This window comes from Gilliamella sp. LMG 34360, from assembly GCF_984568995.1.
The window spans coordinates 1,677,399-1,700,875 of sequence record NZ_OZ474900.1; the positions used below are offsets into that span (position 1 = coordinate 1,677,399).

Here is a 23,477-nt window from a genome sequence, read left to right on the forward strand (position 1 = left end):
TGGGGTCACTTCATTATTTGTGCTTTTAAAAGAATGATGGCAATAACCTATTATTCTAAATAAAGATTTTGCATGGTTTTAAAATCTTGATCTGTAAAACCTAACTCTTGCTTAATGTAATTTGCTGGTGAGCCGGCCACTTTTTTCATTGTATCAAGAATTTCCATCATAAAACTGACGCGGGTATCGATTAAACTCAATAAATAACCGAGTACATCTTCATCATCGGTAATCTTACGATAGGCAGCCATTTTGATTTTATTTCGCTCTAAACGATTATCATGAGTCAGCATATAATCATAAATAATATCGGATTCAGATACGCCTAACATAATTTGAATCAATAATACACCATATCCTGTTCTATCTTTACCTCCACGACAATGTTGAAGACTTGGGCTGTTGTCGGCATCTAAAACGGCTTTTAACATTTGTCGATAGGCATTTTTAGATTTTTCACTTAACACAAAGTTACGATATTGTTCAAGCACTTGTATGCCATCGCCATTAACTAATTCTCGAGGGATATCTCTTAGTACACTTTCAATCAATGCTTGATCTTCATTGCTTGGGTCGGCTGCAAATTGAGCTGCAAGTTCCGCCGTTTGAGCTGATGCATCTAAATGAAATGTCTGTTTTTCCCCAATGGATGAATTAGGACTAGTTTTAATTTCGTTAGCACTGCGATAATCAATAATTGTTTTAATATTTAATGCAGTAATATATTGTTGTGCATCGGGTTTTAAACCATGAAGGTGATTGGAACGGTATAATTGTCCCCATTTTACACGTTTACCGTTAGCAGCAACATAACCACCAAAATCTCGGAAATTATTCAAACCTGTTATTGGTAACGTTCTTTCACCAAATATTAAGGGTGATTTGCCTTCCTTTTCTAAAATGAAATAAATACGTTTTTTAGCTTGTAACGGATCATCAAAAATCACCGGACTTTGTACATTTTTGCCAATCAATGTTTTAGTTTGGGTATGAGCATTAGCCTCTTGAGTCCAATAAAGATCAACGGATTGTTGATCTAATGAATCAAATGATATGACAATCTGTCCTTGATTATTACGCACCGCTGATACAGCTTCTTTATTTTGTTTTTCCATCGTTATTTACCTAATTAATTTAGTATACCCAACATTGAAAGAATTACTCCAATCACCATTACCGCTATAATTAGTGAAACAGTGTATTTTCCTTGGAATTTTTTGACTAAATAAAACACACCTAAAGCAAAAAGAATAGTTAATAAATTCGGCATGACTTTATCAAACATATCTTGTACTTTGATTGACTGTTCACCAACTTCTATTAACAGGGGCGTTGAAACTTTAACGGTCGTGGCTATGAGGGAGCCGAGCACCATAACCCCCACCACATTGGCTAAATTGCTAATTCTCTGAATAATATTTGAATTTTTAGATTGTTCAATAAGATCAACCCCTTTATTGTAGCCATAATGAACAAAGAAATATTTGCTCAGTATATTGACTAAATTATAAACAAAGAACATCAATATCGGTCCAATCACATTACCTTGTAAAGCAAAAGCCGCGCCGATACTGCCACAAATTGGCATCCAAGTGAATTTTAATAAGCTATCGCCCAATCCGGCAAAAGGTCCCATCAACCCCGCTTTTAACGAAATTACCGCATCTTTTTCTTCTTCTGTGGTTTTTTCTTCCATTGCAGCTGTAACACCTAATATCAATGCACCAGCGTTAACTTGGGTATTAAAAAATTCAAAGTGACGTTTCATTGCACGGATGCGCGTCTCTTCATCCGCATCTTTATAAAGTCGATCTAAAATGGGGATCATGCAATGTGCAAAACCGATGGTTTGTAATTTTTCATAATTAAAAGAAAAAGGTATGGTTTGTATACGCCAAAAGACACTATTGAGATCCTTTTTGGTAATTTTCTTTTCGTTATTCATAGATCATACTCCTCTTCAACTACACTATTATTTACTGTAGATTTATTCTCTGTGTTACTACTTGAATTTTCATTCTTTTTACCAGCCATAAACGCCATGTCATATAAAACCGCAAACGCTAGTGCAATGAAAGTAATTGGGATAATTGGCAAATCAAGATAACTGGTTAGTACAAAACCAAGTAGAAAGAAAAACCACATGGTGCCTTTTAAGAGCATGAGTAATAAAATACAGATACCCACAGCAGGAATTAATTTTGACGCAACGCCCATACCTGTAATGATATCTTTCGGAATCGCATCTAAAATGGTTTTGATTAAATCACTACCAAAATAGATTGCTAAGAAACAAGGTACAGCACGAATCAGGAACCAAACCGGTGTAGAAAAGTAATGAACTTTGACCAGTCCCTTATAACTACCATTTTGAATACTTTTTTCTGCCAATGGATTTAGAAAACAAGCAAAAGATCGCCAAACAATTAATAACTGCTGGCAAAGTATTGAAACAGGAAGTGCTAATGCGACACCCGCAGCAATTCCACCTTGAGTAGCAATGCCGAGCGAAACACCAATTATTGAACCTGCAACAATATCAGGTGCGGAATAGGCTCCCACATTACCAATACCCATCCACATAAGTTCAAGAGTGGCACTGATTGCAAGTCCTTGAACCAGATCGCCCATAATAATGCCAGCTATCGTTCCTGTTAATAATGGTCGTCGTAGCATTTGTGGACCAACATCATCTAATGAACAGATTCCCGCCCAAATGGCGACAAGAATAGCCTGTGTTAACATAGGTTAACCTCCAAATATAATTAATAAATAGTTAATTAAGACTAATTAATCAGTGTTTTGAGTAAAACAACGGGATCTTTGGGAACCATTTGAACCTCAACAATCACATTTTTTTCAATCAGATTTTTGAATGCTTGTTCTTCTTCAGGCGTGACAGAAACAGCCCGTGATAATTGATGACGTCCTTCTTGCATGCGCATTCCTCCAACGTTGAGTTTTTCAATCTCTAGTCCTCCTGATACCAGCGCATCGACATCAATACTGTTGGTAAATAACAACATTGTGCGTTTTTTGATAGGTGTTTTTTTGAGGATTTCAATAAATTGTTGAACGCCAAATACTAAGACTTTTAATTCTGGTGGGGCAGACATGGTTAATACTGATTGTTGAACTTTATCGTTGGCAACTTTATCGTTAATTACTAGGACTTGCTCAATATTATAATTTTTTACCCAAGTGGTGATAACTTGTCCATGAATAAGACGATCGTCAATTCTAGCTACATTAATTGGCATATTGTTCTCCTTACAAATCAGTAGATTGTTCACGTTGAGAATTTAGTACTTGTGCAACGTCAACACAGCTTTGCGGAAAAACTTCTTCAATGGCAGCTTTAACGTCGTTAAGTGATCCTTCTCTATTATTTAAAACTTCAAGCAATACAGGAATATTAAACCCACTAAATAGCAATACATCACCATATTGTATTAATAATTCACCGGCAAGATTACACGGTGTACCGCCCATAATATCAACGAGAATAATGACACCGTCACCTTTATTCAGACTCTGATAACTTTCAGACATCTGTTGGCGTAGATTATCGATATTACTATCAACTAAAACGGATATTACTTTGATATCTTGTTGTTGTCCTATAAGCATTTGGGCACACTCAAGCGCACCTTGAGCAAAAGGCCCATGACTGGCTAAAATAATGGGTAATTGTCGTTCCATTTTCAATTTCCTTTATCAAACTAGATTATCACTAAATGTAATAATGTTACTTTAAATTAAAAATTATTTAGTAATAAAATTACATCTAAGTGCAAATTAAGTCATCTTTTTTTTTAAGATTTTTAGGAATTTGTGAACTGGATCATGTTTAATTTAAAAAGTCATTAAATAACATAATATTGTATTCATAATATGAATGGTTTAAACAATTTAGTGACAAGAAAAATACGATAACATTAAAGACTAATGAGTAAAAATCATTAATATATCTTTAATAAAAATTATGAAAATATCCTTTGAGACATTATTTATGATGGGGATATTTACGTTTTTCGCGACTTTGAGTCTGCTCAAGCAAATGTTCATCATATTTTCGGATGAATAAATTGGTCAGTAACATATTCATAACCGATATTTGCGAAATTTTAGAACGAATTGGAATCAGTCGTGAAGCATGCTCCATCGAGGTAGTATGTAACACAATGTTTGCTAATAAAGATATCTGACTTTGCCCCATTTTTGTGATTGCAATAGAGGGCACTTTTAAACTTTCGGCAAGTTTTAATAGCTCCACACATTCTGGTGTTTCACCTGAATGTGAAATAATAATGATCAAATCATTTTTACCGAGCGTACTAACAATACTTCGACTGATATGCGAATCAAAATGGCAGTTAACATCTTTTTTAATTTTAATGAGCTGATACTCCAACTCTTTTCCAACTAAACCGCTACTGCCCACTCCAAAAATAACGATCTTGTTACTCGCTATAATCAAATCAATGGCATTATCCAATGCGTTAAGGTTGACAATTGAATGGGTATCATCGATAGAGGATTTTTCCATAGCCTGAACTTTTCTATTCACATCTTGCAAGGTATCATTAAGATTAATGTCATCTTGTAAGATGTCCGTACTTAATTTTTGTGGTGATGATGAAATAAGATCAACTTTAAAGTCGCTAAATCCACTGTAACCGAGTTTATTGCATAACCTTAAAATAGTACTGGTACTGACACAATTGAGCTTAGCTAATGTTTGAATACTCATATTTTTTACTGCTTGAGAATGGCTTATAATGTACTGCGCAACCTCTAATTCTTTTACCGACAGGTCATTTTTTACTTCCCTGAGTTTCAAATTAATCATAGCTCACCTCGAAATTGAAATACCTGAACGTCAGTATAGTAAATAAGTTCAAAAATTGAAAAATATTTTAAATTGCACACAAAGAAAGCAATCATTAATCTTAATTCAATTATTTAAACAATTATTTAAACTAATGATAGTTAAAATAACAGAATTAATTAAGTACTTATCTAAGATTTATTCGATTTATTATTAATTTTGAATAGGTAAACTAAACGATAACTTAAAGGGAAGTGGATATTAACGATGTGTTATTTTGAAAAGTTTATGGAGGCGCGTCCCGGAGTCGAACCGAGGTAGACGGATTTGCAATCCGCAGCATGGCCACTCTGCCAACGCGCCGTAGTGCTCTGTCTCAACAGGTGGCAAATAGTAGCATTGGCTTTATAAATCGTCAAGGCTTAATAGACTATAATTACAGCAGTCATAATAAATTGATTTAAAATGATGCATTTTTCTTGTAAAAAAGTTTCAGGTCATGCATGTGTTTCAGTAAAAAATCGATTTTAGGTCACAATTAATTGATATAAATTGAGTACAAAATAATTAATAAAAGTCGTAAAATCTAAAATTTGATTTAAGTGATGTAAACCAACAATCAATCCTTAGTACCATTGAGAGGAAAACGATCGCTTATTAAACGTGCTAATTATCAAAAATTTGACTTTAGTCAGATCTAATTTTTAATCCGACTTGTTCTTATAAGTTTTTACTTGAGTAGGAGAGAGTTTGGAAAATAGGACGATAGCTTATTAACTATAACGTTAAACGATAAGAGATGCATCACATTCATCAATAATTTCTTACAGGAAGTAAAAATGCTAAAAATCATTAATAGATCCATTTTTCTATTTTTATGCTGTTTTTTTGCATTGCAAGTCAATGCAAACCAAGTAAAGAATAATGCTAATATCCTACTAAGCCAAGAGACTATAAAATGGCAATTAGTTGCAATTGATCATCTCTCTAATGAATCGATTGAACCTGAAATATTTCATAATCAATTGAAGAAAATAAAAAACATAGTAATTAAAAGTGCAAAAGATAAATTGATTATTGATGAAACTCATAGCGTAAATTTAAATCAAACGTCCGATGACTTATCGCCAGCTAACCAGCAATTATTAAACAACATGTTGGAAAAATTAAATTTAACTTATCAGCTGCAAGATTATCAACATTATACAATTAACACATTACCAACGCTGTATGATCTAAATCAGTCAGTAATTATTATTTCAAATTACCTATTTTTGTTCACTAATAATGAAATTGTTTTGGCATTCAAAATCAAACAAGAAATGCAACATGAATTGGCAAATATTGATAGCAAACTGAATATAACTAATTTACCATTAAATAATCGTTATTGGTCTAGCGAAGATGAACTTGTTGTTTTTACTCCAATAAATAATCAATTTAATTACTTTTTTAAAGGCAATATTGAAGAAAGTGATCTAATGCTTTTAAAGATAAAATCTAACAAAAAAATAAAATTGTTATTACTTTTTTCATATAATGAAAATTCATCGAGTAATCTATCCCTAATAAGCCTGACAAATGATTTTGATCTAATTGACCGATTAGAAATTGGTGAAATCTATGAATTAGAGGATGGGGGAATAGTTACAGACTATTCTATTGATGCCAATTATCTTATTACACTCAATCAAGTCGAACACCGAAATAATCAATCACCCAAATTATTAAGTAAAACTTACTATAAAATTAATGAGGAAGGGCGGTTTATTCAAGTGCAATGATCATCAAGTTTTCTTATATCAGGGTGTTAGCAATAGATTTTATCTAAAACTAAAATCAAGACAAGAAAATGAAACGGTATAGACTCCTGAATAATTTTTACAGGTTTAATGTTAATTATTTAATATAATTGGATTTATCATTTCACATTCGTTTATCTATTTATGAATAATTAAACTTTATTGACTGTCTATCGAAATTTTATAAAAAATGAAATGGTATAGACTCCTGAATAATTTTTACAAGTTTGATGTTAATTATTAAATTTAATTGAGTTTATTATTTAATATTTGTTTATCTATTTATGATTAATTAAACTTTATTGACTGTTTATTGGATTGAATAAAATGAACTATTCGGAATCGATAAAAGGGTATTTGTCAAAAAGTGTCAGTTTTTGCTTAGAGTTCAGAAAAAAATAGAGTTAAGTAAAACAGTATATTCTTTGTTCAACTTGAATGAATTAGTATTTCAACGCTTCTAAAATCAATTTAAATACATTTGAATGACCTTTTCGGCTTGGGTAATAGATATAAAATGGTTCATAGGTCATGGCAAAATCGGCTAATAATTCAACTAATGTTCCTTTTGCTAATTCTTCTTCTACTTCTAACCGACCCACCCAAGTAATACCTAAACCGTCTAATGCTGCCTGTTTACGGAGATGATTATTAAAAATTAATTGTGATGAAGGATGATAAATTAGAGTATTACCATTATCGTTAAATTCCCATGATAATTCTGCACCATGATGAGAAGAGATTCTTAATCCTATTAATTTATGATGATCTAAATCATTAATATGCTTGGGTTTTGTGGTATTTTTTAAATAATCTGGGCTGGCAACCAATGCCATTTTTAACGGCTCTGATATTTTTACTGCAACCATATCTTTAGCGAGATCGTCACCGATACGGCAGCCCATATCAAAACCTTGTTCAACAATATCGACCCAATTATTGTCGGCTTGAATTTCAACTTTTATTTGAGGATATTGAGTTAAAAAATCGCGCAATTTAGGATAAAGAATCATTTCTACTGCAAGACTTGTCGAATTAATTCTGATTGTTCCCGACGGCGTTTCAAGAAAATTTGCTAAGGCATGAACTTCGTCATTAATCGATTTGAATAAGGGGGCAACTTGCTTAAATAACTGTTCGCCTGCTTCGGTTAATGACATACTGCGGGTGGTACGATTAAATAATCGTAAATCAAGACGGCTCTCTAAATTACGCATACTATGGCTCAGTGCCGAGGGTGAAATTTGTAAAGACTTGGCCGCTTTTACAAAACTGCCAGCTTGGGCTATCGTTATAAAGTAATTTAGTTCATTAAAGTTATACATATCGGGTTGGATTAATGAATTTTATTCATCATACTATAAATCAATACCCTGTTTATCTCAATAAAATTACTGTTTAAAATCAGTATATAAAAACACTGTGATCTGTTTTTAAAGCAATCGTTTACCTAAGTCAATTTAGCAGCAAGAAAGGAGGAAGTTATGGATTACATTAAACTTGGCACGTCGAACATTGAAGTGTCGCGATTTTGTTTAGGATGTATGAGTTTTGGCGATCCAGCTAGTCAAATGCATGCGTGGACACTTGATCCTGATCAAAGTGAAGCGATTATTAAACACGCTCTTGATTTAGGCATTAATTTTATTGATACCGCTAACACTTATTCGGCTGGTACCAGTGAAGAATATGTAGGACGAGCAATTAAAAGAAACATTGCCCGCGATAAAGTTGTGATTGCAACCAAAGTTTATTTTAATGAAGGTCATCTTTCCAAAAAAGCGATCGAGACAGAGATCAATGGATCACTTAAACGCCTTGGCACTGATTATGTGGATTTATATATTATTCACCGTTTTGACTATAGCACGCCGATAGACGAAACAATGGAAGCGTTGCATAATCTGGTGAAAGCAGGAAAAGTCCGTGCATTAGGTGCGTCAGCGATGTATGGTTATCAATTTCATAATATGCAATTAGCTGCTCAGCAAAACCACTGGACACAGTTTGTATCGATGCAAAATCATTATAATTTATTGTATCGGGAAGATGAACGTGAGCTCATTCCTGTTTGCAAGCAATTTAATGTTTCATTAACGCCATATAGCCCTTTAGCGGCAGGCAGATTGTCTCGTTTAGAGTGGAAAGCTGACACATTACGCAGTAAAACTGATAAGGTCGCTATCTCTAAATACGACGGTACCCAAAATACCGATGCCAATATTGTAAAAAGAGTTCATGAAATTGCCGAAAAATATAATGTAACTATGACACAAGTGGCTTTAGCATGGCAGTTTGCTAAAGGGGTTGCTTCACCTATCATTGGTGCAACTAAAACGCAATATCTTGACGATGCAGTAGGGGCATTGAAGGTTAAATTAACGCAAGAAGATGTTACTTATCTTGAGGAACTTTACATACCACATCGTATTATGGGCGCTTTATAACTCGAATTGAGTGATTGAAATTATTACCCTTAAAAAGGTTTGATATCATTTTAGGGGTAATTATCAAAAAGCTTGAGAATAGCCTTAAGGTTTAACTCTATCTTACTTTTAATTAAATCAATATCGGTTAAATTTTAACTTGATATCAAGCCATCAAATTCAATTTAGAAAAATTTACCAGCAATTCTATAACAAAATGAAATAACTAATTTTTAATTTTGTTACGAAAATTACTCATCTTATGTCCTACTGAGTTGGAAAAGTGATCATTTATCTCAGTACTATTTCGAGTTTCTTCAAACTTAACTATTTTCTATTAAATTTTGTACGCATATAGCCAATTTGCATAATGATATAATTTTTTTGTATTAAACGATTGCTGCGCTAGTCACTATAATGTTAGTGGTAAGAATAATAAATATTATTTAGATATATTTAATATACTCAAATTTAAGGATTAATGATGCGAAGGATTTTTAATTTAGCCATTTTAATGTTGAGCTGTTTATTTTTGTTTGGTTGTGAACAAAAATCAAATCCAGAACAAGCCAATAAAACTGACAAAAAAGAGATCGTTGTTGGTTTACCGCCGAGTATGCACAATATTTTGATGGAGCGAGTGGTAAAACCAGAATTAGAACAAAAAGGTTATACGGTAAAACTGGTTAATTTTAGTTCTTTAAGAGATTCGAATACTGCGTTAGTTGAAGGTAGTATTGATATGAATGCAGCTCAGCATCAAGCGTATTTAGATGTTTATAATAAAGAAACGAATAACGACTTAGTATCATTAGTCCATATTCCATCCATTTCGGCTGCGCTGTTTTCACAGTCGCATCGGTCTGTTAATGAGATTGCCCCAAATCAAATAATTGCTATTCCAAATGATCCCTCTAATACCGCTAGAGCGCTGTTATTGTTGCAAAAATTAAATTGGATCACACTTAAACCAGACACAAAATCGGGTACAGCAAATATCAATGACATTGCTGAAAATAAGTATGACTTAAAATTTAGATTATTATTATCAGAAATCATACCCAGAACGTTAGGTGAAGTGGATTATGCCATTATGCCAGGAGGTGTAGCATGGTTAAGTAAGATACCCGCTGATAATGTTTTATTTCAAGAACAATTATCCCCTAATTTGGAGTTAATGGTCGTGGTAAAAAAAGAGAATTTAAATACGGCATGGGCTAAAGAGGTTAAAGCGCTTTATCAGTCTGATGTTTTAAAAAGATTTATTAACGAACATCCTGATGCTAAAGGTCGATTCATCTGGCCTCAACAGTAGATTAAATTATTGAAATTTTTTGCAGGGATAACGTTATTATTAATAGCAAAATATTTACTTAATCAGTTATTGTATATATTTATAGCATAATGATTATATCCAGTTAGTTATCTCTGTAACGAATTAGATAAACAGTGATTTGAAGTAGGTCTTTATTAATATTAATGATAAAATTTATCCACATTAATAATAATTTCAAAATTTTAATACGATGAAAAAAATAAAATATACTTTACTTGTTACTTGCAGTTTGAGCTTGGTGGGCTGCTTTGAAAGTAGTTCACTCGATCGTTGGATAGATAATCCGACGGCTAATGAAATTAAATTGACTATTAATGGTAATGAATTAACGATTCCTGCACAATCAGGCATACAATATAAATTTGATTATGGCAAACATACTTTAACGTATAACGATGATTCACTAAACTTCATTGTTAAACCCGCTAAATTTGGAATGGCAAGCTTTATTAATCCTACCCAAAGTAACTATTTTATTTATACTGTCGTATATTCAACTTCAAATATAAGTCAGGAAGAGTATGACAAACTTTCACAAAGAGCGATAAAAAAAATACCTATAATAGTCAATGGAGAAGAAGCAGAAATAGAACTTCCAACTGTCGAGATTAATGATGTATTCATCGATAGAATGGATACTAAGTGGGATTATTCGTTTGATGAACCTTTTCCTGAAGAGTTATCTCAAGAGCTAAATTTACCTAAAGGCTCGTATTATTACGATAACAAAAGAAAACTGTTTCGAGAAGGGGATTTTCTTGATTATTTGAAAAATGATGGGGTGGAAGAAGCGATCAGTTTCTCTTATCAACCCAAAAAGTTCAACGAAATTACCAAACATGTATTTCCAAATATTGATTTAACAGCCATAAAATGTGAAGCCGGTCAAACGTACATGAAAGAATTATTAAATGACTGGCATCATTTATTCACGCTGAAAGGTGGAGATTTTGCAAGTTCTTATAATAAATTGACGTCTAATGACACAAGTAATAAAAATTATGAATCAAGAAAATTGTGTAATCCTGAAACTGATCCAGACGGTACCTATGATAAAGCATTGACTGAAATTACTAATGCTATTCGTGATATTCGTGATGTGCACTTTTTTGTAATTAAATCATAATGCACTGATAATTTAGAAATTGTCTAAACGATATTCTTAATCCACTCGTCATAAATAGGCATAATATTATTTGTAATAGTATTATGCCTGAATATTTTTCTTACCTTTCTTCTTTTATAATATGTAATGATTACTCATTAAATTTTTAAAAATGTGTTATATAAAAAGATGAAAAATTTAAGACAAGTAATCAATCAACAATCAAATAAAAGTGTGATGAATATCTGATCTTTATTTAAAAACCATTAAGAAATATTATAATTTTGCAAGTGATTATGTTATTATTTACACCATCTTTTAACAAAATTAACAAATGAATGTGATGAAAAAAATTAAATCTACTTTAACTCTTATTTGTAGTTTAACTTTAGTTGGCTGTTTCGACTCTACTTTTAGCAATAGTTCTGTTGACCGATGGATTGATAATCCTACTGCAAACGAAATAAAAGTCACTATCGACGACAAAGAACTCACCATTCCTGCAAAATCAGGCATTAAATATGCCTTTGAGTATGGCAAACACACTCTAACATATAATGGTGATTCACTTACTTTCATGGCAAAACCTGCAATATCAAACAATACTGGATTTATTAATCCAACACAAAGTAACTATATTTTGTTAACAACCTACTATACCAACAGTGATGAAGTCTATGATCAATTGATCAAGCCTTACCTTAAACTTATTCCAGTTTCCGTAAACGGCGTACCTGCAGAGATGGAATTACCAGTACAAATTTTTAATGATGTATTTATCGAAAAAAATAGTAATTCTTGGGATTATTCAGTCGATGAAGAACTGCCTGATTCCGTGACGGTTCGAGGTGAAAACCAATATCAAGCACAAAAGCGTAAAATGTACCGCGAAGATGATTTTCTTGATACCATAAATTCAGAAGATATCGATGAAAAAGTGAGTCTTCCTTACACGCCTAAAAAATTTTCTGAAATCAAGAAACATGTATTACCAACCCTTGATTTAGACAAAATTGAATGTAAAGAAGGACGCGAGTTTCTGGAATCACAGCTTAAAGATTGGAATAAATTTTTTACCACTAAGGGCAGTGAATCAGGTAATACTTATAAACAGTTGACTTCACACGAAACGTTCAAGAAAAAACATTCACTATGTTCTGGTCAAGACCCGCAAAATACTTACCAATTCACGACCAGAGAAATTGAAGACGCAATGGATGATTTGAGACAAATAAATTTCTTTGTTACCGAATAGGTGAATCTTTACCTAACAAACCAAAGCGATTATTAAATACCTAATAACGCTTCATAAGAACTTACTAAGTGGGCATAAAATCAGTTTACTTTTATGCCCGTATTTTTTACTCCTATTTAATCTCATACAACGATAAAATTGTTTATTCATTTTTTTACTTCACAAGATATTCTGTAATTTAATGCCTTAAGTGAAGGTCCGGTAAGACAACCAATCATGCGTAATTCAAATAAAATTATTGAGCTATATCACACAAATTATAAAAAAAGATTTATTTATAAATCATTCAAGATAATATCTATCAAATGTGTAAATAAATGAAAGGAATTTTGTATGAGTAAAACTAAATTAAAATTAGCTGCTATTATCGGCGCTATAATTCTTAGTTCTTCGACGGCTTTTGCTTCACTTGAGGAGGCAAAAGATTTAAAAATCATTAGCTATAATGTCTATAATGGCATGAAATTGGATGAGTCAGAAGGAAAACAAAAATTTATTGATTGGGCGAAAATGCAAGATGCTGATATTATTGCGTGGCAGGAAATGAATTTTTTTACTCGTGAAAAACTTGAAAACTTTGCGGCAAGCTATGGACATAATTATGCGGTATTATTAAAAGAGTCACCAGATGATCCTGCTTTTTTCCCTGTTGCGATCACTTCAAAATACCCAATTGTGAATGTAAATAAAGTCGTTGATAATTTATGGCATGGCGCCTTATATGCGGATGTGGGTAAATATCATTTTGTAATAACCCATATGAATCCATTTTGGACGTCAAAAAGAATAGATGAGATCAACTTGATTATTGATTCAATCAAATACAGTTCGGATCCAAAAGGTAAATGGATCATTGCTGGCGATTTAAATTCATTCTCTCCAGCAGACAAAACTGAATATGACAACAGCAATTTATTGGAAGATATCAAAGATAAACAAAAGAAACGACCAATCTTAGATAATCTTGTTAATGGTCAATTAAGTTATACGGTACAACAAAATTTACTGGATGCCGGTTATATTGATGCTTTAAAACTGAAAAACAAACAATTTATTTCAACTGCACCAACTAAAGTATTTTATGATCAGGCATCAACGCCATTGCGATATGATTATATTTATGTTTCTCCAAAACTTAAAAATGATGTCATTGATGTTAAAGTTTTGAAAGATGAATTTACTGATACTTATTCCGATCACTATCCAGTACAAATGACCATTCGTAATAAATAATTACAATACTACTTAACTAATTAACTACTTAACTACTTAATAAGTAAGCCATACTGCAATAGTCTGGCTTTTTTATATCTATCAATTTTAATGCTAAAAGTGATAGGTTGTGATAAAACTCTCAAAAACAAAATGTAATTTAAAGTAATATTACTGTTTAGCATTTTTAACTTGCTAAATCTTTTTAATGGATAAATAACGATGAAAAAAAATTTTTGGGTAGTTAGTTTGATTGGTCTGTTTTCACTCTGTTTTAATGTTTATGCTGATGACGATCTGGTAAAAACACAATATCAAAGTTCGCCTAATAAAGTCTATGCCGAAGGGAGACAACCGCAAATAACGGTGGCTAATTACAATATTGCTGGTGGACTTAGGAAGCATAAAATGGATCTAGATTTAGTCGCTAATGCCATTAAAGCCAAATTAAAAGGCCTGGCTTCGGTTGAATATCGAAATCAGGCCTTACAAACCGCTTAATAAAAGTGTCCAACTTTATGTGGTCACTTCAGATTGGCGGTTTTTTGTTTTTATGTACAGTACGAATGTAGAGTTAAAGTATAGACCGTACATGGCGATTATTTAGCAATATAAATTTTAATTTTAATATCATTTTGTTCATTATAAATTAAATAACAAAATTGACTGTTATTTTCGTATTTATGCTTTGACCCAAATCGGGGCTACAGTTGGTCCTTGCCCAAGGAAAAAGGCAAAATGAATATTCATTGCGCCAATAGGTTCAATAAAACGACTATTACACAAAGGACCAGCGTCAATCGGTTCAAATCCAATTGAATTAGCAATGTTTGATACAACGGTTTTAGCGTTATCATCATCAGAAGCAATAAAAACTTGCAAAGTTTGTCTTGTTCGTGCTGATGTAGGTAATAATTGAGCAAAGATAGTATTAAATGCTTTTACGATTTTCGCCTTTGGTGCCAATGCTTGAATTTCTTCTGCGCCTGATGTGACATGACCAATCAGTAACTCTTTAAAGTCTTCCGTAACTGGGTTAGTTATATCAATTAATATTTTATCGGTTAAATCACCACAAGAGAGTAATACCTCTTTTACGGCTTGATAAGGTAGTGCTAAAATCACCATTTCGGCTGATTTTACCGCAGTTTCAATACAACCGCTTTCAGCGCCTATATTTTTTGCGAGAGCCTGAGCTTTTGCTGAGTTTCTGCTTGCAATTACAATATCATGATTTGTTGTGGCAAGTACATTTGCAAGTCCTGTCCCCATATTTCCTGTTCCAATAATAGCAATTTTCATTTTTATCTCCTGTTTATGAATGAATTGATAAAACTATACAATAGAAATAAAAAGTGATAAATTTCAGTTATATTTCATATTTAAAAACAAATTGTTTCTAATGGATAGATTAACTTCTATGTCTGTTTTTGTGAAAGCCGTTGAATTAGGCTCATTTTCGGCTACAGCAAACGTATTTAATATGTCACCACAATTAGTTGGTAAACATGTCCGCATGCTTGAAGAACACCTAAATGTTCGTTTGTTAAATAGAACAACTCGTCACCAGAGCTTAACCGAAGTAGGACGTGCATTTTATGAACGAGCCAAAAATATTCTTGCCGAAGTTGAAGAGTCAGAAGCGATTGCAGCACAAATTAATGCCATACCTCGAGGGCGAATTAAGATTAGTGCACCAACAACATTTGGCACTCATGCATTAGCACCTCAGTTACCCGAGTTTTTAAGCACTTATCCAGAAATTTCCATTGATTTATCACTTACTAATCGTATTGTTGATTTAATTGATGAAGGATTTGATTTAGTTTTCAGAGTTGGTGAATTACCTGATAGTGGATTAATTGCAAGAAAATTAAAACCTTACCAGTTGATTTTGTGTGCAGCTCCTTTATATCTAAAATCCTCGCCACCGATTAATTCACCAAAAGATCTTAAATATCACGAATGTTTGGGTTTTTCTCACACAACATTACAAACTCATTGGCAATTTGAGGGAGCTGAAGGTCATTTTTCTGTACCTGTATCAGGGCGATTCATGACCGACAGTGGTGATGCACTATTACCAGCAGCCATTGCTGGATTAGGTATTATGTTACAATCAGCCGAAATGGTGACACCAGCAATAGAAAAAGGACTGTTAGTTCATCTTTTACCTGACTATCACGTACCAACCCGACCCATGCATATTCTGTATGCATCTAATCGCCATGTTTTACCTAAACTAAGATGTTTTATTGATTTTTGTATTAAAAAATTTGGTGAATGTGAACAAAGTTAGAAATCATAATAGGCTGTATAAATTGGTTATCTAAAGCAGATGAACCTACTTAATTTTTTGTTTATGAGTATTCTAACCGCCTTGATTGGCGGTTTTTTGTATTATACAAAATAGATACTTAAGGAAATAAACAAATATATAAAAGCTAAGGCTAAAATTACTTTGAAATTAAGTGATAACTTTCGGTAAGTAAATCGAATATTTCTTTATCTGATAAATGTCCAGAAAGAATAATGCTGATCCAATGAAATTATTCCAAATCTAGCATTAAATCGGATACCAAACAGGATACAGAAAAAGACATTAACTAAATTTTTTATTTTTTATTCAACATATTAGTTAAGTTATCCGAGTCCTATAACAGGGCTGGAAAATATATTTCATAACTTTGCCTTAATAACGATTATAATTTTATTTCTTAAAAATTGAACAATCCTCTAAATCTTCGCATTTAAATTTAAACCCTCAACGTATTCACCACAACCCGTAATGCGGATGATATATTGCGATGTGGATAGTGGATGTATAAAGGTGGAAAAGTATAGCTATATTCATTAAAAATGCAGATGAGTTGACCATTAGCCAGTTCCTTTACAATCAGTTCTTAGGGTAAATAAGCAATCCCTAATCCCATTTTTGCGGCAACGAGCGTTGGATAATCATCATTTAAAATCCATTGTCCTTGTGGGGTGATTTTAATAATTTGACCTGAGTACTCAAATTGCCACTAAAAAAAAAGATGTCCGTTGGATAAATGATAACCAATACATTGATGTTGTGTTAACTCTTGTATCGTGCTAGGAAATCCCTTTTTTTGAAAATAATCAGCCGTTGCTACCACCGTCATTTTCATAAGTTGACTAATGCAAACAGCGACCATATCTTCCGCAACATCACTACCAAAACGAATACCCGCATCAAATCCTTTTGCAACAATATCAACAAAACGATTATCACTAATAAACTCAAACTGAATATTAGGATATTTGTCCTTAAAATGGGCTAATTTAGGGAGTAGTGGCGTTTCAATCACTTGTAGTCCACAGTTAATACGCACTAAGCCAGATGGTGAATTTCGATAGTGTTCAATCAGTTGAAGTTCGTTATCTATTTTAGCAAAACTTGTTTCAACAGTGCGAAATAGCTGCTCGCCAACTTGGGTAAGCGATTGCCAGTGCAACGGATAAAAGTAATAATATTACTACCATTTTATCAATCCACTTTTCATATTTTAATGCCTTATTTAATTTACTCCACACGACTTAGTGTTGCCACAAAATCCTGTTTTAAATTTGCTAATACCGTTCGGCCAGACTCAATATGACCCAATGTATACAATTGTGAATTTGTTCCTACACCTTGATAAAACAGAACCAAATTCCCCCAAGGCGCATAATAAGTAAAATCCCCAGAAATATGAGCGGCACTTGCCATACCTTGAGTAATTAAGGGTTGTGTCAGATAAGCGATCTTCTCGGCACCAACATAATCACTAAAAGTCAGTGTTATCGGTAGTTGTGCCAGTAGCTGATGACTAGCAGGAGTATCGAGCAAATTGACAATCACTTGCTGATCGTCAATAGTCAGTTTTATTTTTGCTAATGTTGTACTTTCAGTTTTTTGACTAAACGCCGAGAAACTCATCAAAAGTGTAATAAATGCGGTTATAAACAAGTTTAATTGTCGTAATGGATGTCTATTTATCATGATGATATCGCCTAGAGTGAGAATTATAATGTAATAAGATACGATTTTGATTATTTGGTGCAATCGTTTTAGGTGTGACCATAAAGGCATTAACATTACCAAGCTGCGTAGCTGTAACACTGACTGGCATTCGTTCTTTTAACGTAGGAAGTGTTTTTAATGTTTGGGCAGCAATCGTATCGACCCATTGATGCCATTCGGCATTAATTTTAGGATGATCATTCCAAAAAGTGGTGGCGCCAGAGACTAAAGGTTGTAATGCCTGACTCACTGTTGATGAATTTGGAAAATGTTGCACAGCCACTTCTGCCGTGTTTGCAAGTGTTGTTTGTACAAAAGTTAGCATAAACACTAAAGCCGTAAACTTGACTTTCATTTGTGATCCTTTTTATCTATATAAGATTGATTAAGCAAGGTTGCCTGTTGCTTTTCTATATAAACTAAAACACAAAGCGGTAATGATGGCACCCATAATACAAATAATCGTGGCCGTGAGAAAAATGCCACTAACCCCTAATTGGTCAAAGGTCATTCCACCAACACCAGCCGCTAAACCAATGGAAAATTGAATCGCGGCAACCGATAATCCACCAACCAGTTCAGCTTTATCCGCAAGCGTTCGAGTGATCCACGTTGACCAACCAACAGGGATAAATCCAAACACAAATCCCCAAGCAATCACTAATGTAGTATCCATAGTCACATTATCAGAACTTAAAAACCTATATTTAATAAATAAGAGCATGGCTATGGCGGCTAAGACTAAATGAATGGCGATCATCACAGGTCTAAAAAATCGGCCAAGTAGTAAACCTGCAACAAAGGTTCCGATGCAATTAGCGATACCAAACACCAATAAAATAAGGGTTAATGGACCGGCTTGTAGTGCTAAATTGTGCTCTAAAAACGGTCGAAGATAAGTAAAAAAGAGGTGATAACCTCCATAACTAAAAATTGTACCGATAATGCCAAGAAAACACCAATTTTGCTTAAATAGGGCAAACATATTTTTAAAATTACTGCTTTCACACGGCGGTAAAGATGGTAGGGTAAGCCGTTGCCAAACTAGCGCGATAAAACTTAACGCCGCAGCAATAAAAAACACATTACGCCAACCGACTAAATGACCTAAATAACTGGCAAGAGGCAGTGAAATAATCGTTGCAACCGACACTCCGGCATAGACAATACTTAATGCTCGAGGAATATCTTTACTCGGCGCTAATTGTAATACTACAGCAGATGCCATTGACCAAAATCCGCCAACACAAATCCCTAATAGCGCTCGACCAATCAGCATAATGAAATAATTAGGCGCAACAGCAATGAACAAATTGGATAATACTAATAAAATAGAAAAAGTGAATAATACTACTCGACGATTAATATTTTGGGTCATGGGTGCGAGAACCAAACTGGTGACTACCGCAAAAATCCCCACCATTGTGACGCTTTGGCCTGCTTGACCTTCAGTAATATTTAAATCTTGTGCGATAGGTGTTAATAAGCTAATGGGAATAAATTCCGCGGCAATCAAACTCGTTACCCCAATAAATAGCGAGAATATTGCTCCCCAATATGCCGTACTTGGGGTATTTAATGTGTTATCTGACATGGTTAATCCCATTATTATACTAAAGACGATGAATTGAATGGTTGTGGAATGGGTTATAGTCTAAATAGCAGCTAAAGATATGTAAATTACTTATATTTTATGGTTATTTATGCCTTAAAAGCATGGGTATAAGCTGTATTTAATATCATTAATATCAATAAAAAGAAGCCATAAGAATAAGCTCAGCAAAATAGGAGGATCATTTTGCTCACTTCTATATTCAGAGGGATTTATTGAGAAAAAGCCTGTTTCATTCGCTGTAAACAGATTTCAGCTGCTTTTGAAAAAATTTGATAACGTTTCCAAACTAAGTGAATATCTACCTTTAATTGTGGCTCTAAAGGTTTAAAGCAAAGATGACTATTACCAGTTGTGTTAATCAGCTTATCAATACTTAATGCATAACCCATGTTTTTTTCAACCATCAGTGAGGCATTGTAAAGTAGGTTATATGAGCCAATCACATTGAGTTTATCTAAATCATGTTTTAACCAGCGCGTAATTCGGTTATCGACTTCTTTCTGTTTAGAGATAATAAGTGGCAAGTTCCATAAATCGCTAGGTCTAATCACATCTTGATGCGCAAGTGGACTATCTTTACGCATTAACACTCCCCAAGTATCTTTTTCGGGCAATAGTAACGACTCATATTTGCTGATATTTTCCGCACCAATTAATAATCCAAAATCGAGTAAGCCTTTATCGATACGTTCTGTTACTTCATCAGCATCACCACTATAAATATGCACATGAATTTGCGGATAGTCGTGTTGTAATGCCTTAACAACCTCAGCAATTAATCCCATGGCATGGGTTTCGCCACAGCCAATATAGATATCGCCACTGACTTCCTCAGCTGAGGTTTGAAACTCTAATTCAGTTTTTTGCACTAATTCTAAAATTTCTTCAGCACGTTTGCGTAAATGCATACCTTCATCGGTTAAGGTAATTTTACGACTGCCTCGATTAAATAAGGTTTTACCCAATTCTTGCTCTAATTCAGCCAGTTGACGAGATAAGGTTGGCTGAGTCAGATGTAAATACTCAGCAGCTGCAGTGATACTTTCCTCTCTAGCAAGAGCTAAAAAATAACGTAATACTTTAATATCCAAAATAACCTCATATACAACTATTTTTTATGCTCAAAAAGTATAACAATAATTAAGTTATAGGAAAGAGGTATGTTGTTTTTATGTATAGTTCGAATGTAGAGTTATGTATAGTTAAAATGTAGACCATACATAGCGCAAACCATTATACAATAATGGTTTATAATAAATCATGTATAGTATGTACAGTTTTTTATAAAATTTTATTTTAATGGGGGAATTTCTTTACCACTCAAATTTGGGTACTGCCTAATTGACCAGATTTTTACACCCGCTAAAAATTAACTTTAAATCAAAAATAAGCGAGTACTAAAAACACCCAATTTTAGCGGTCACTTTTCTTTTTAGGTATATGTTTGGTATACGAAAATAGTTTTTAAAATCAAAAAACCTGTATTGATAAGCATTTTCATGGTGCTGTTAACATTCTCAATAGCAAGCTCGATTTATTAATAGTATCGTTTATGATGATCTTGATTTAGCTGATGAGTTTCCTAATTTAGCAACGGGAATTATGATTTTGCTAGGTAACTTTAATTCTGTTGAAAGTGACAGGGTGATTAAAGAACTTGATAAATATTGGAATCGAGTTAAAAAAGATGGCGTTGATACACGTACTTGGCCAGCAGGCAATCCTGGATTAGATCTTGATCACATTTTTACCAGTCGTAACCAAGTCTGGAGTGTAGAGCAATTAACCATACCTAATGATGGTAATGAGTGGAACGGTATTAAATGGCCATTAGTCAGTGATCATATACCTGTTATTGCTAAGCTAAAATTATTAGAACAATAAAAAATGGGCGATATGCCCATTTTTTATAAACAAAAGAATAACGGGTTTAATCACCCAGTGTAGCAAAGAGAAGATTGTCGGATAATTTATCCATAATTTGAAATAAATTCAATTTCAAAACGATTAGAACAATAATGAATGGGCGGTATGCCTATTTTTTATAAATAAAAGAATAATGAATTTAATTGCCCAATTTAGCAAAGAGAGGATTGTCGGATAATTTATCCATAGTTTGAAATAAATTCAGTTTCGAAACGATTAGACCAATAAAAAACGGGCGATATGCCCATTTTTTATAAATAAAAGAATAACGGGTTTAATCACCCAGTTTAGCAAAGAGAGGATAGTGGGATAATTTATCCATAGTTTGAAATAAATTCAGTTTCGAAATGATTAAACCAATAAAAAACGGGCGATATGCCCATTTTTTATAAATAAAAGAATAACGGATTTAATCACCCAATTTAGCAATAAAATGAATGTAAAATAATTCACTCACCAATTCAATAAGCGTTTGGGTCACAATTACCGCTGGTAATAAAGGGATTGCGTTAGGTATAGCAAGAGCTAAAGGAAGTATTACCAGTGCATTTCGTGTGCCTGCACTAAACGCTATAGAGCGACTTGCACAACTGGGCAGATGAAATAGCTTGGCTATCCTCCAACCGAGTAATGGTGCAATGATGGCAAAAATCACATAATAGGGTATCACAATCAAAGCGGTTGCTGCGGCGTTTTCAAGTTGCGGTACAATGGCGATGATCACCACAAATAATGTGAGTGCCGTTGCAGGAACTGGCATTAAATTTAGATATTGGGCAACGGTCGAGCCAATTTGATTACGCTTAGCGTAATATTGAACTATAGTAGCCAAAATAAATGGCACTAGTATTAACTCAATAAAAGTATGAACAAATGGAGCAAGTTGAATTAGGCTTTTAACTTCATCCCCAATAAATAAGCCGAGATAAATTGGTAATAGTAACATTTGCATGACTAAAAGAATTGGCGTTGACATCATCAACGATTTTGCATCGGCTTTCCCAAGATGCGAAAAAGTGACAACGTAATCAATGCATGGTGCAAGCAAAACAAATAATACGCCCAGTTTTATCAAAGGATCATGAGGTAAAAATAAAGCTAATATGCCAACAAACAGCGGAATTATCACAAAATTAGTGATTAATAAGGCTGCAATAAATCGCCCATAGAATAGAAATCTTTTGAATTCAGTAATGGGAACTTGTAGAAAAGTGACAAATAACATAAACGCAAGCACTGGATTTATCACTATGACTAATACACTCGTGCCTTGTATACAAAAAGCTAAAATAATGGCAACGACAATCGTCACAAAGTAAAGGGTAATTTGCTGTTTTTCTAATAATTCTTTGATAATTGGCATATCAATGATAGATTTTTATTTAAAGAAGATTGTTTTATAGCATATCAGAAAAGTAGATGTTTATCTTCGTACTCATTGGCAAAGTATAGTTTGTTTATTTTCAGCTTTGTTGACAGATATTTTTTTACTTTTTTACTTTTTTACTGGTGATTATTTGTTAGTGAAAAAGTTTCAACTCAAAATGATTATTATGAAAATCAATGATGTTAAGCAAATTAACTTAATTAAAATTTTAAACAAAAAGCACTAACTTATTAAAAAAGACTCAATATTGTGAGTCTCATCACATTGTACAATAAAAGTAAGCATATCCCTGAAATTATTAAATGCTTCCGTTTTTAATTACTCTTTCCTTTCCTAACTGTAAGTTAATTAAATTAAATTTACTCAATCAGGGATTTATCGTGCCACATTTACTATTTCATTTTGTTAAAACCAAAAGTATTTATTGAGGAATATGAACAAAGTAGAAACTGCTATCACGATCACAATTTATTTTTTCTGACCCGTTTATACTACTTATTGAATTTGTTAATCTTTTCCATAAGTTTTGTTATCGAAAGTGAGGTAGTAATGAAA

Annotated in this window: 23 protein-coding genes and 1 tRNA gene; 9 read left to right on the plus strand and 15 right to left on the minus strand. The window is 33.2% G+C overall.

Annotated features, from left to right (window positions below; genetic code table 11):
• Nucleotides 1-50 precede the first annotated feature (50 nt).
• From AC5LW9_RS07575 to AC5LW9_RS07605, 7 genes are all read right to left on the minus strand, one after another.
• Entirely contained in the window at nt 51-1,115 is a 1,065-nt protein-coding gene (locus AC5LW9_RS07575) for a tyrosine-protein phosphatase (protein ID WP_493455565.1), read from the minus strand.
• Between the two features lie 14 nt (nt 1,116-1,129).
• The gene (locus AC5LW9_RS07580) at nt 1,130-1,945 is read right to left on the minus strand and encodes a PTS system mannose/fructose/sorbose family transporter subunit IID (RefSeq protein WP_493455566.1); all 816 of its coding nucleotides are present in this window, start codon (nt 1,943-1,945) and stop codon (nt 1,130-1,132) included.
• Nucleotides 1,942-2,745: a PTS mannose/fructose/sorbose/N-acetylgalactosamine transporter subunit IIC gene (locus AC5LW9_RS07585; protein ID WP_198228378.1), complete on the minus strand. Its 804-nt coding sequence runs from the start codon at nt 2,743-2,745 to the stop codon at nt 1,942-1,944. The genes AC5LW9_RS07580 and AC5LW9_RS07585 overlap by 4 nt, the downstream gene beginning before the upstream one ends.
• 41 nt (nt 2,746-2,786) lie before the next feature.
• Nucleotides 2,787-3,260 carry a PTS sugar transporter subunit IIB gene (locus AC5LW9_RS07590; RefSeq protein WP_198228376.1) on the minus strand — a complete coding sequence of 158 codons (474 nt, stop codon included), beginning with the start codon at nt 3,258-3,260 and terminating at the stop codon, nt 2,787-2,789.
• Between the two features lie 10 nt (nt 3,261-3,270).
• The gene (locus AC5LW9_RS07595; RefSeq protein ID WP_493455567.1) at nt 3,271-3,702 is read right to left on the minus strand and encodes a PTS sugar transporter subunit IIA; all 432 of its coding nucleotides are present in this window, start codon (nt 3,700-3,702) and stop codon (nt 3,271-3,273) included.
• A 304-nt stretch (nt 3,703-4,006) separates the two neighbouring features.
• Nucleotides 4,007-4,852, minus strand: coding sequence for a MurR/RpiR family transcriptional regulator (locus AC5LW9_RS07600; RefSeq protein ID WP_086327565.1), 846 nt, complete (start codon nt 4,850-4,852; stop codon nt 4,007-4,009).
• A 268-nt stretch (nt 4,853-5,120) separates the two neighbouring features.
• A tRNA-Cys gene (locus tag AC5LW9_RS07605) sits at nt 5,121-5,194 on the minus strand.
• Between the two features lie 476 nt (nt 5,195-5,670).
• On the opposite strand from AC5LW9_RS07605, the gene AC5LW9_RS07610 reads away from it, so the two are divergent.
• Entirely contained in the window at nt 5,671-6,615 is a 945-nt protein-coding gene (locus AC5LW9_RS07610) for a hypothetical protein (protein ID WP_493455568.1), read from the plus strand.
• A 461-nt stretch (nt 6,616-7,076) separates the two neighbouring features.
• Here the strand turns inward: AC5LW9_RS07610 and AC5LW9_RS07615 are convergent, their stop codons facing one another.
• Nucleotides 7,077-7,958 (minus strand): LysR family transcriptional regulator, encoded by an 882-nt coding sequence (locus AC5LW9_RS07615; protein WP_086351344.1) that lies wholly within the window; start codon nt 7,956-7,958, stop codon nt 7,077-7,079.
• 159 nt (nt 7,959-8,117) lie between these two features.
• Here AC5LW9_RS07615 and AC5LW9_RS07620 point away from each other — a divergent pair, with 159 nt between their 5' ends.
• The 6 genes from AC5LW9_RS07620 (at nt 8,118) to AC5LW9_RS07645 (ending at nt 14,468) form a co-directional block, all read left to right on the plus strand.
• The gene (locus AC5LW9_RS07620) at nt 8,118-9,080 is read left to right on the plus strand and encodes an aldo/keto reductase (protein WP_198228368.1); all 963 of its coding nucleotides are present in this window, start codon (nt 8,118-8,120) and stop codon (nt 9,078-9,080) included.
• 463 nt (nt 9,081-9,543) lie between these two features.
• Entirely contained in the window at nt 9,544-10,374 is an 831-nt protein-coding gene (locus AC5LW9_RS07625) for a MetQ/NlpA family ABC transporter substrate-binding protein (RefSeq protein ID WP_198236650.1), read from the plus strand.
• A 211-nt stretch (nt 10,375-10,585) separates the two neighbouring features.
• Nucleotides 10,586-11,521: a hypothetical protein gene (locus tag AC5LW9_RS07630; protein WP_493455569.1), complete on the plus strand. Its 936-nt coding sequence runs from the start codon at nt 10,586-10,588 to the stop codon at nt 11,519-11,521.
• A 322-nt stretch (nt 11,522-11,843) separates the two neighbouring features.
• Entirely contained in the window at nt 11,844-12,755 is a 912-nt protein-coding gene (locus tag AC5LW9_RS07635) for a hypothetical protein (RefSeq protein ID WP_086327663.1), read from the plus strand.
• A 333-nt stretch (nt 12,756-13,088) separates the two neighbouring features.
• Complete coding sequence (locus tag AC5LW9_RS07640; protein ID WP_493455570.1) at nt 13,089-13,988, plus strand: endonuclease/exonuclease/phosphatase family protein; 900 nt, start codon at nt 13,089-13,091, stop codon at nt 13,986-13,988.
• Nucleotides 13,989-14,189: 201 nt separating this feature from the next.
• Complete coding sequence (locus AC5LW9_RS07645; protein ID WP_493455571.1) at nt 14,190-14,468, plus strand: hypothetical protein; 279 nt, start codon at nt 14,190-14,192, stop codon at nt 14,466-14,468.
• A gap of 180 nt (nt 14,469-14,648) precedes the next feature.
• Here the strand turns inward: AC5LW9_RS07645 and AC5LW9_RS07650 are convergent, their stop codons facing one another.
• The gene (locus AC5LW9_RS07650) at nt 14,649-15,269 is read right to left on the minus strand and encodes an NADPH-dependent F420 reductase (RefSeq protein WP_493455572.1); all 621 of its coding nucleotides are present in this window, start codon (nt 15,267-15,269) and stop codon (nt 14,649-14,651) included.
• Nucleotides 15,270-15,369: 100 nt separating this feature from the next.
• On the opposite strand from AC5LW9_RS07650, the gene AC5LW9_RS07655 reads away from it, so the two are divergent.
• Nucleotides 15,370-16,266: a LysR family transcriptional regulator gene (locus AC5LW9_RS07655; RefSeq protein ID WP_081298781.1), complete on the plus strand. Its 897-nt coding sequence runs from the start codon at nt 15,370-15,372 to the stop codon at nt 16,264-16,266.
• Between the two features lie 727 nt (nt 16,267-16,993).
• On the opposite strand, the gene AC5LW9_RS07660 is transcribed toward AC5LW9_RS07655, so the two are convergent.
• The 5 genes from AC5LW9_RS07660 to AC5LW9_RS07680 all read right to left on the minus strand — a co-directional run bounded on the left by AC5LW9_RS07660 (nt 16,994) and on the right by AC5LW9_RS07680 (nt 20,700).
• Nucleotides 16,994-17,446 carry a LysR substrate-binding domain-containing protein gene (locus AC5LW9_RS07660; protein ID WP_493455573.1) on the minus strand — a complete coding sequence of 151 codons (453 nt, stop codon included), beginning with the start codon at nt 17,444-17,446 and terminating at the stop codon, nt 16,994-16,996.
• Nucleotides 17,447-17,514: 68 nt separating this feature from the next.
• Complete coding sequence (locus AC5LW9_RS07665) at nt 17,515-17,973, minus strand: cyclophilin-like fold protein (protein WP_493455574.1); 459 nt, start codon at nt 17,971-17,973, stop codon at nt 17,515-17,517.
• Nucleotides 17,963-18,349 carry a hypothetical protein gene (locus AC5LW9_RS07670; protein ID WP_493455575.1) on the minus strand — a complete coding sequence of 129 codons (387 nt, stop codon included), beginning with the start codon at nt 18,347-18,349 and terminating at the stop codon, nt 17,963-17,965. Before AC5LW9_RS07670 ends, AC5LW9_RS07665 begins: the two co-directional genes overlap by 11 nt.
• A 30-nt stretch (nt 18,350-18,379) precedes the next feature.
• Nucleotides 18,380-19,588: an MFS transporter gene (locus AC5LW9_RS07675; protein WP_493455576.1), complete on the minus strand. Its 1,209-nt coding sequence runs from the start codon at nt 19,586-19,588 to the stop codon at nt 18,380-18,382.
• 230 nt (nt 19,589-19,818) lie between these two features.
• Nucleotides 19,819-20,700, minus strand: a complete 882-nt coding sequence (locus AC5LW9_RS07680; RefSeq protein WP_493455577.1) for a LysR family transcriptional regulator — start codon at nt 20,698-20,700, stop codon at nt 19,819-19,821.
• Between the two features lie 454 nt (nt 20,701-21,154).
• On the opposite strand from AC5LW9_RS07680, the gene AC5LW9_RS07685 reads away from it, so the two are divergent.
• The gene (locus tag AC5LW9_RS07685; RefSeq protein WP_493456602.1) at nt 21,155-21,493 is read left to right on the plus strand and encodes an endonuclease/exonuclease/phosphatase family protein; all 339 of its coding nucleotides are present in this window, start codon (nt 21,155-21,157) and stop codon (nt 21,491-21,493) included.
• 451 nt (nt 21,494-21,944) lie between these two features.
• On the opposite strand, the gene AC5LW9_RS07690 is transcribed toward AC5LW9_RS07685, so the two are convergent.
• Nucleotides 21,945-22,898 carry an arsenic resistance protein gene (locus AC5LW9_RS07690; RefSeq protein ID WP_493455578.1) on the minus strand — a complete coding sequence of 318 codons (954 nt, stop codon included), beginning with the start codon at nt 22,896-22,898 and terminating at the stop codon, nt 21,945-21,947.
• Between the last annotated feature and the right edge of the window lie 579 nt (nt 22,899-23,477).

Bases quoted from the DNA above. Each gene is read 5' to 3' on its own strand.
- AC5LW9_RS07590 (WP_198228376.1), bottom strand. From the start codon at position 3,260: ATGCCAATTAATGTAGCTAGAATTGACGATCGTCTTATTCATGGACAA.
- AC5LW9_RS07575 (WP_493455565.1), bottom strand. From the start codon at position 1,115: ATGGAAAAACAAAATAAAGAAGCTGTATCAGCGGTGCGTAATAATCAA.
- AC5LW9_RS07635 (WP_086327663.1), top strand. From the start codon at position 11,844: ATGAAAAAAATTAAATCTACTTTAACTCTTATTTGTAGTTTAACTTTA.
- AC5LW9_RS07580 (WP_493455566.1), bottom strand. From the start codon at position 1,945: ATGAATAACGAAAAGAAAATTACCAAAAAGGATCTCAATAGTGTCTTT.
- AC5LW9_RS07640 (WP_493455570.1), top strand. From the start codon at position 13,089: ATGAGTAAAACTAAATTAAAATTAGCTGCTATTATCGGCGCTATAATT.
- AC5LW9_RS07670 (WP_493455575.1), bottom strand. From the start codon at position 18,349: ATGAAAGTCAAGTTTACGGCTTTAGTGTTTATGCTAACTTTTGTACAA.
- AC5LW9_RS07600 (WP_086327565.1), bottom strand. From the start codon at position 4,852: ATGATTAATTTGAAACTCAGGGAAGTAAAAAATGACCTGTCGGTAAAA.
- AC5LW9_RS07620 (WP_198228368.1), top strand. From the start codon at position 8,118: ATGGATTACATTAAACTTGGCACGTCGAACATTGAAGTGTCGCGATTT.
- AC5LW9_RS07595 (WP_493455567.1), bottom strand. From the start codon at position 3,702: ATGGAACGACAATTACCCATTATTTTAGCCAGTCATGGGCCTTTTGCT.
- AC5LW9_RS07690 (WP_493455578.1), bottom strand. From the start codon at position 22,898: ATGCCAATTATCAAAGAATTATTAGAAAAACAGCAAATTACCCTTTAC.
- AC5LW9_RS07665 (WP_493455574.1), bottom strand. From the start codon at position 17,973: ATGATAAATAGACATCCATTACGACAATTAAACTTGTTTATAACCGCA.
- AC5LW9_RS07675 (WP_493455576.1), bottom strand. From the start codon at position 19,588: ATGTCAGATAACACATTAAATACCCCAAGTACGGCATATTGGGGAGCA.
- AC5LW9_RS07610 (WP_493455568.1), top strand. From the start codon at position 5,671: ATGCTAAAAATCATTAATAGATCCATTTTTCTATTTTTATGCTGTTTT.
- AC5LW9_RS07645 (WP_493455571.1), top strand. From the start codon at position 14,190: ATGAAAAAAAATTTTTGGGTAGTTAGTTTGATTGGTCTGTTTTCACTC.
- AC5LW9_RS07585 (WP_198228378.1), bottom strand. From the start codon at position 2,745: ATGTTAACACAGGCTATTCTTGTCGCCATTTGGGCGGGAATCTGTTCA.
- AC5LW9_RS07615 (WP_086351344.1), bottom strand. From the start codon at position 7,958: ATGTATAACTTTAATGAACTAAATTACTTTATAACGATAGCCCAAGCT.
- AC5LW9_RS07655 (WP_081298781.1), top strand. From the start codon at position 15,370: ATGGATAGATTAACTTCTATGTCTGTTTTTGTGAAAGCCGTTGAATTA.
- AC5LW9_RS07630 (WP_493455569.1), top strand. From the start codon at position 10,586: ATGAAAAAAATAAAATATACTTTACTTGTTACTTGCAGTTTGAGCTTG.
- AC5LW9_RS07625 (WP_198236650.1), top strand. From the start codon at position 9,544: ATGCGAAGGATTTTTAATTTAGCCATTTTAATGTTGAGCTGTTTATTT.
- AC5LW9_RS07650 (WP_493455572.1), bottom strand. From the start codon at position 15,269: ATGAAAATTGCTATTATTGGAACAGGAAATATGGGGACAGGACTTGCA.